Source organism: Streptomyces sp. NPDC001933 (assembly GCF_042890955.1).
Taxonomy (GTDB): Bacteria; Actinomycetota; Actinomycetes; order Streptomycetales; family Streptomycetaceae; genus Streptomyces.
In genome coordinates this window covers 1-7396 of the sequence record NZ_JBIASS010000079.1, presented here as the reverse complement: position 1 = coordinate 7396, position 7396 = coordinate 1, and the positions used below count along the sequence as shown (strand labels likewise).

Genomic DNA, 7396 nt, shown 5'->3' with positions numbered 1-7396 from the left:
CGCCGGCAGCGGAACCCCCAGCTCTCCCTCGATCGCCGCCCAGTCGACGGAGATCCCGAGCGGCTCCCACCCGGTCAGTTCGATCACTCGCTGAACCCACATACAACAATCTTCGCGCAGGCTGACCAGGCGGGTGCGGTAGCGGGACAGCAGACGCGGCCCGAGCCCGCCGTAGGGCGGCTGGTGCGGCACGGCCGACTCGGCATGGGCGGTCATCTCGCCCCTGACCTGCAGCGCGTAGGCCAGGCCACGATCTCCAGGCCGTGGCGGAAGTCGGCGCTCGATCCCGTAGAGGCAGGTCCGATCCCGCAGGTTCGCGACGCCGTCCACAGCCTCGCTCGGACCGGCTCGACCGTGGCGGTGAACACTGTCGAGAGGAACACATGCTCTTGGGTCGTGGTCCGTGGTGCGCTCCGCCGTCACCCGGCGGAGCGCACAGACGGCCAGGTACCCGGCGACCAGCCGGGGTCTCCCGTCAGCAGCTGGAACGTCCTTGTCCACGTCCGCGGCGTACGTGTCGACGAACAGAGCGGTCTCCGCGAGCAAACACCGCGCCGGCTTGGCCATGGTGACGGGACGGCCGTCCCGTCAAAGGATCAGGGAGAGCGCCATGACCCCGCCGAGCCCCATCACCGAGATCAGGGTCTCCATCACCAACCAGGTCTTGAGGGTGTCGACGACAATGGTACCGAGGTACTCCTTGACGAGCCAGATACCTGCGTCGTTCAGGGAGAAGAACAGTGATCCCGCTCCGATGGCCAGCACGACCAGTGAGGGGTCCGCGCCGCCGACCTGGGTGAGAACGGGAGCCATGATGCCGGCCGCGGTGACCGTGGCGACAGTCGCCGAGCCGGTGGCGAAGCGAATGGCGACGGCGGTGAGCCAGGCCAGCAGGACGGCCGACATGTGGGACGCCTGGGCGGCCTTGGCGATGCTCTCGCCCACCCCTGTCTCCACCAGCATCTCCTTGAACCCGCCGCCGGCGCCACGATGAGGGTCACTCCGGCGATCGGGCCGAAGGCGCCTGCGACCAGCACGCCGAGGCGGCCCGCGTCCGTGCCCTGGAACACCCCGAAGGTGAACATCGCCACGGTGACCGCGATCAGCATCGCGATCAGGGGAGCACCGACGAACTCGGCGATCGTGCGCAGGGTCGAGCCCTCGGGGGCGTTCAGTTCGACGACCGTACGGAAGAGCATCAGGACGACCGGCAGCAGCAGGGTCGCGATGCAGGTGAGGAACGGGGAAGGGGTGGTGTCCTTCTCCCGGTCGAGGAGTTCCTTCGCCATGGGCTCGGGAAGTTTCGGGTTCACGTACCGGGCGATGAAGTTGCCGTACAGCAGTCCTCGGTGCCGCCCTGTTCGGCGCCGCCGGCCTCGCCCTCGTCGCGGGGCTCTGCGCGGGGGCACTGATCACTACCGCGCCACGGCCGGCTCCCGCCTCCCCGAGTAGGGAAGCGCGGCCACGTCCAGGTCCCGGTACGAAGCGGGTGCCCCTTACCCGGTCCCGGCCGTCATGGCCGCCACGATGCGTGGCAGAAGTACGGCGTTGGCACTGCCGAGTGACACCCTCACCGCCTGTGGTCGGCCCTGCTCGTGGATCCAGATCAGGCCGTTCGCGACCTCGAGACCGGTCAGCGAGCGCCAGTTGGCGTCCATGACCCCGCGCAGCGTGAGCCCGTCGCGGTGCACACGCACCTCGCCGATGGTGATCGCCCCGCCCCGCCGGATGAGGTCGAGGTACTTCGCCAGGAGCCGGGGTTCGATGATGCGCTGGACGAAGTCGACGAGGGCCAGCCACTCCGCGGGGTCCGTGGGCCGCTTCCCGCCCCTGCTCCAGCTCAGATTACGCAGGCCTTCCGGCGAGTCCGCGTACGTGCCCACGCCGAAGGTGTACGTGGTGGTGTACATGGACGGAACCAGGAAGCCCTGGTGCTTGGTACGGGAGACCGGATACCGGACCCACTCGACCTCGTCCCAGTCCAGCGTGTGCCGCCCGTAGGTGATGCGGTGCCGGTCGGCCACCAGGTGTGTCGACCAACCGACGTTGCTGTCCACGAAGGGGCGCTCGGCCGGCTCGGGACGCGGGCGCTCCACACGCGCGGGCTCCGGACACGGGCGCTCAGCACGCGTGCCGTGTGCTCCCATATAGCCCGTCAGCCAGGTCGGCACCTCGGTCCGCGGGTAGGCGGCGAGGTCGTTGCGGTAGTGCGACGGGGCGAGCAACTGTCCGTCGGGCAGGCGCTCGTCACCGTAGTCGTACTCGGTGGAGACCTGCGCACGCCCGTCCGCGGCCTTGGCGACGGTGAGCAGCATGCGCAGCCACGGGCCGGCCGGCATGGCGGCCGCGAGGTGCCGCTGGCGGCGTACGAGGAGCGCGATCTGCTCGGGGACCCGAACGTCCATGGGCCGTTCGCGGTTCCAGAAGGACACGTCGGCCGTCTCGGCGGACACCGTGCATGAGAAGACCGCGGTCATGCGGTCCCACTGCACCGGTCCGAGCAGGGCCAGTTGCTGCGCGGTCTCATGAGCGAGCGCGGACACCCGGCCCGCGTTCAACTCCTGGGACGGGGCGGAGACGACGGTGAAATCCGCGACGGCTCCGGGCTGCCCCGACCGGGCGTCGAGACGCTCGAACTCCTCCTTGAGGCCGTTCATGAACGACTCCTCGACGGGTGCGCGCCGCACGAAGGCCTCCTCGGCGGTGAACAGGGCCCGTACCTGTTCGGGTGGGATCGCGGTGGTGACCTCCTTGATCCGCCCCACGTCGCTGATCAGGAACACGGATCGGTCGAGCGGCAGGTCGAGGAAGGCCATCGGGTCGCTGTCATCGATGTCGACAGGTGTGTACACGCTCCACCCGGCGGCGAACCGGTCCGCCTCCAGGCCGTGCACCGGATAGTCGAGACCGCGGGCGCTGATGTGTTCCTGGACCAGGACGACGGCGCGCGCCGAGTCGATGCGCCCGCCAGCCCCCGCCGCAGGAGCCTTGCCGAGCGGATGGCCCTCATCGGTCCCGTCGGGCCCCGGATAGTGGTGGGTGAGGTCGAACCACAGACGCAGCTCGTCGACGGTCGCGGCGTCGGTACCGGCGCACACGAGGTCCCACGTCCCGCCATGGTCACGGGCATAGAGACTCACGGACGCGTCCTGAGCCACGACCACGTAGTCGCACGCGTGGAGATCGCCGTACGAGGCGACCACTGCCAGCGGGGGCGGGGTGGTGCGGGCCTCCTGCGCGACCGGCTCGCCTCCGACGCCGACGGCGGTCAACACATGGCGGGTCATCGGCACAGCTCCTTTCGCCACCTTGAACGGTGACCGTAGCCCAAGGCGACCATCGTGGTGAAGGGCGTTGTCACGTTGGTGCGGTGTTGATCGATTGAGGGCGCGTCAGGGTGTGCAGGGGTCGGGTGGGGGCCTGGCTTACGCTGCGATGGGCTGGTCGGTGGCGCCGTGATCTCGTCCCGGATGGCGAAGCGGGTGGTCGTCTCGGTGCGGTATCGGGTGGCGGTCATCAGGTGGCGGCGCGGTCCGAAGTGCGGTGAGATGCCGCTGAACGCGGACAGGAACCGCTGGGCCCCGCCGGTACTGCGGAAGCCCTTCATCGCGCGTTCGCGCTGCCTCATCGGCTGATGACTGTTCTCGGCCCGGTTGTTCAGACCCTTGTGGGCGCGGTGTTCCACGGAGGGGCGGAGTTCAACGATCAGCTCGCGACCGATGGACTCGCGCGGATCGGGTTCGGCGCCTATCTGATGTCCTCGGACTTCGCCGTCGACGTGATGGAGAACTGGCAGTCGGAGTACCTGCAGTTCTTCCTCTACATCGTCGCGACGGTCTGGCTGCTGCTACGCGGCTCGCCCGAGTCCAAGAAACTGGACAGAGCCAGCACCGAATCGGACCGGGAACAGCGGATGGGCGAACACACCCGCGAGGAATCCCCACGCTGGGCCGGCATCGGAGGAGCCCGCCAAGCGCTGTTCAGCCACTCTCTCGGCCTGGTCATGGCCTGACTGTTCCTGCTGCCGTGGCTGGCACAGTCCAGCGCGGGCGCCGCCGCCTACAACGAACAGCAGCTGCGCTCGCTCCAGGCCCCCATCAGCTGGGGAGGCTACCTAGCGTCCGCCGACTTCTGGAGCCGCAGCCTGCAGAACTGGCAGTCCGAACTCCTCGCAGTGGCCTGCATGGCCACCTTCTCCGTATACCTGCGCCAGCGCGGATCCCCGGAATCCAAACCCGTAGGAACACCCCACGGAACCACCGGAGTCGAAGGATGACCGTCCCTCGCCCTCGGCGAAGCGGACCCGTGCCGGACAGGTCGCGTGCTCATCGGCACCCATCACCCGCGGGCTGGATTCTCCGCCGTCCCGAGGGCCCCCGTCCGCTCCCGGCCGCACTCCGGTGCAAGACGGCGGCCGTCATAGGGGCCCCGGTCACGAAGGCTCGTACCGCATGGAGGAGGATGCGACACGGGAGGGGATTTGAATGCGTTCAGAAATACAGGTGCCGGGGCAGACGCAGGCGCGCGTGAGGGACAGGTTCGGTGCGGTGCTGACGGCTTCAATGTCGATGCTGTTCGTCGGGGCCGTGATCGGGGCGATTGCCCTCATCGTGTGGGGGCAGACCCAGGAGAGCCCGGGCCTACCCTACAACGCGATGGGGATTATCTTCCTGATCGTGATGGCGCCGTTCGTGTTGGCTGCCGGAGCTGCCTTTGCCGCCCTGCTGTCGGTCGGCGTGGTGATGCCGCTTCTGGTCGTGGCCGGATGGCTCGGGCGCCGGCTCTCGGGGCGTGAGGCGTGGTGGTGGGTCCCGGCGCTGGCAACTGTCGGAACCGCCCCGCCGGCCTTGGCCACGGCTGTGCTCGTGGAGGCCGGTCTCCTCGCGGGCCTCGGCGGATGGCTCGTGGTGGCGGCGGCGCTCGCCGTCACCACGCTGGTCGCCCGCAGGCTGCTGTTGCCGGATCGCCCGCGGCTCTCCGGCGGCGCGATGTTCGGGCGTGTGGCGCTGTACGGGACGCTCGCTGTCGTCGCCGTCGGCACGCTCGGCGGCATCGGCCTGTGGGCCGGGATCGGATACGAGCCTCCGCGGCTGAGCACGGAACGGGTCGCCGGGACGTGGTCCGACGGAAAGGGCGGCACACTCATCCTCACGGCGCACGGCAAGGCCACGGCGACCCGCGTCGAAACGTTCGACCTCGACGACTCCTTCGAACCCGTGGTGCACGAGTGCACCGGCACCGGCACCTGGGAGTACGACCCAGGTGCCGGACCGTGGTCCCAGGCGGTGGATGTGTCCCTCGACGACTGCCCCATGGACACCTGGGAGGTTTTTGGAAGCCCCGAGCACCCAAAGCTGTTCGTCTACATCGGCGACCCCGACAGCTGGGACCTCTACATCCTGCAACGCCGCGGCTAGTACTCCAGCAGGATTTCGCTGTCTGAGCTGGTCTTTCGCCGAGTGGCGGGAGTGTAGCGGGACTTCGGTCGTGCGGGAGCGGTCTCACGGCGACCGCCCCTCGATCGTGCAACCACGCCGCAGGTAAGGGCTGTCCCGTAACTGCTGGTCGGAGCGAGCCGCGGTTGGGCGGTCCCGGTGCCTGTTGATGGCCAGCCGCAATGGCAAGATGACGGCTCCGACCATCCTGAGAGGCCACCCTCGTGCCCACGCCTGCCGACTACCTCGCACTGGCGCATGCCGAGAAGGACGGCTCTGTCCTACACCGCCTCGTTCAGTGTCCATACCCCTTCGTCTGGCAGGCTCTGGCCGCCAATCCTCACACCCCGCCCGCGGCTCTCCTGGAGCTGAGCAGGGCTCGCGACAGTGTCTGGAACGACAACCGGGTCCTTCGCCTCCTGGCTGAACATCCAGGTGCTAACCGAATCGTTCTCCGAGCTGTGCTCGATGGCGTTGCAGCGAAGCTTGACGAGGGCGAAAGGCCCTACGCCGCTGTGCTTGCTCTCGCGGGCCGGCCAGAGCTCGAGACGGACGAGGTGAGGAAGCTCGGGACTCTTCGAGGGTCCTCTGCTCGTCTACGCCGCCTGCTTGCACTGCGGCTGAGCTCCCGCATCTGAATGATCATGCTGCTCCAGGTGCGATGATCACGGCGTGGCTGGTGTGCTCACGGCGTCGGAGCCTTCCTGGATAGCCCCGTTCACCGGGCTGAGCCCGCGTGCCTTCCGGAAGCTGGTGACGGTTCTGCGTCGCGGGGGTGCTGACGCGGTCCGCAAGGGCCGGCCGTGAAGCCTTCCGCTGGAGGACCGGGCACTACTGGTCGCAGCGTACTGGCGCACAAATTTGACGATGCGCCAGATCGCGCCGTTGTTCGGAGTGTCGAAGTCGGCTGCGGACCGGATCACCGACCACCTCGGGCCGATGCTCGCCCTCCATCCCCGCAACACCAGGCCAGAAGAAGCATCCACACGATCGCGCACGGCGCGAGTCTTCCTCAGCAGACATCGCCTGTCACGTCGGTTTTCCCCAGCAGCCGACAACCCAGCCAGGGAGCCAGGCTCTACCGCGCCTGCCAGGGAGTGAGTCGGCTTCCACCGCAGAGAGTGCCGTCATTTTCTCACCGACATCCAGGCGGCGAAAGATCACCAACCGCCTCCCAACCCCGTCCACATCTGCTGTTCCTAGAGATGCACGAAGCCAAAGTCCGTCACCCTCACATACCAGAACGCCACTTCAGGTACCGCGTTCGCGATAGGCGCCCTCAGGGGCAGGCGTGGCCCAGAGCGCGGTGGCCCATCCATACCGCCACATCGCATACCCGCAGCGCACTCACCGTCTCCGGCACCCCCGCCACCTGCCTCAGCTCCAGCAGTCGGCGGTGCAGCGCAGCGTCGTCCTCTCGCAGCGCGAAATGGAGAGCGAGCCAGAAGGACGGCGGCCGGCCGACGGCACAGCGGACGACTCGGTCGTAGACCGGGAGCAGTCGGGGACGCTTGCGGGCCAGGATCTTCCCGGCGATTACCCAGTTGACTCCATACTGCTCGCTGAGCAGGCTCCAGGCCTGATCCGCCGGCGAGCCGTCGGCCACTACGAGCGCGTCGGCATCAACCATGTCGATGTCCCTGGGAATGGCGTGCAGCAGTCCGGACAGCCGCGTGCCAAGGCGGCCCTCCAGGATGTCCAGCGCGACAGGTGCCGGAACGGTGACCGACAGGGTCTGCACCGCGATCAGGTCCTCCGCCGTGATTCGGTCAGCGACTTCTGGTCGGTCTCCCCCGCCGGCCAGATGCTCGAACCGGCTGCCGGTGAACGTCGCCTCACTGGGTGGCACGCCTATGCCGAAGTACTGACTTCGGCTCGTCAGGGTGAACTTTTGCGAAGTCCTTGATAGGCCGGGTGTGGTGGTTGTATCCCGTGGTGTGTGAGATATGCGGATGGGGGCG

Annotated in this window: 3 protein-coding genes and 5 pseudogenes; 3 read left to right on the top strand and 5 right to left on the bottom strand. The window is 68.1% G+C overall.

Annotated features, from left to right (window positions below; genetic code table 11):
* From ACFYY7_RS44855 to ACFYY7_RS44840, 4 genes and pseudogenes are all read right to left on the bottom strand, one after another.
* Window positions 1–567 (bottom strand): annotated as a pseudogene (locus ACFYY7_RS44855) (hypothetical protein); the annotation flags it as partial.
* 21 nt (window positions 568–588) lie between these two features.
* Window positions 589–1289: pseudogene (locus ACFYY7_RS44850) on the bottom strand (hypothetical protein).
* Between the two features lie 207 nt (window positions 1290–1496).
* Window positions 1497–3287, bottom strand: coding sequence for a hypothetical protein (locus tag ACFYY7_RS44845; RefSeq protein WP_388672066.1), 1791 nt, complete (start codon window positions 3285–3287; stop codon window positions 1497–1499).
* A 242-nt stretch (window positions 3288–3529) separates the two neighbouring features.
* Window positions 3530–3700: pseudogene (locus ACFYY7_RS44840) on the bottom strand (DDE-type integrase/transposase/recombinase); the annotation flags it as partial.
* On the opposite strand from ACFYY7_RS44840, the pseudogene ACFYY7_RS44835 reads away from it, so the two are divergent.
* The 3 genes and pseudogenes from ACFYY7_RS44835 to ACFYY7_RS44825 form a co-directional block, all read left to right on the top strand.
* A pseudogene (locus tag ACFYY7_RS44835) lies at window positions 3635–4276 on the top strand (DUF6766 family protein). The pseudogenes ACFYY7_RS44840 and ACFYY7_RS44835 sit on opposite strands and share 66 nt — an antisense overlap.
* A gap of 226 nt (window positions 4277–4502) precedes the next feature.
* On the top strand, window positions 4503–5417 hold the full coding sequence (locus ACFYY7_RS44830; protein WP_388672064.1) for a hypothetical protein: 915 nt from the start codon (window positions 4503–4505) through the stop codon (window positions 5415–5417).
* A 690-nt stretch (window positions 5418–6107) separates the two neighbouring features.
* Window positions 6108–6395: pseudogene (locus ACFYY7_RS44825) on the top strand (transposase family protein); the annotation flags it as partial.
* Between the two features lie 319 nt (window positions 6396–6714).
* Here ACFYY7_RS44825 and ACFYY7_RS44820 read toward each other — a convergent pair.
* Complete coding sequence (locus tag ACFYY7_RS44820; RefSeq protein WP_388672069.1) at window positions 6715–7389, bottom strand: DUF6308 family protein; 675 nt, start codon at window positions 7387–7389, stop codon at window positions 6715–6717.
* Between the last annotated feature and the right edge of the window lie 7 nt (window positions 7390–7396).

Excerpts from the sequence above, each read along its gene's own strand:
- ACFYY7_RS44845 (WP_388672066.1), bottom strand. The coding sequence starts at position 3,287 with ATGACCCGCCATGTGTTGACCGCCGTCGGCGTCGGAGGCGAGCCGGTC.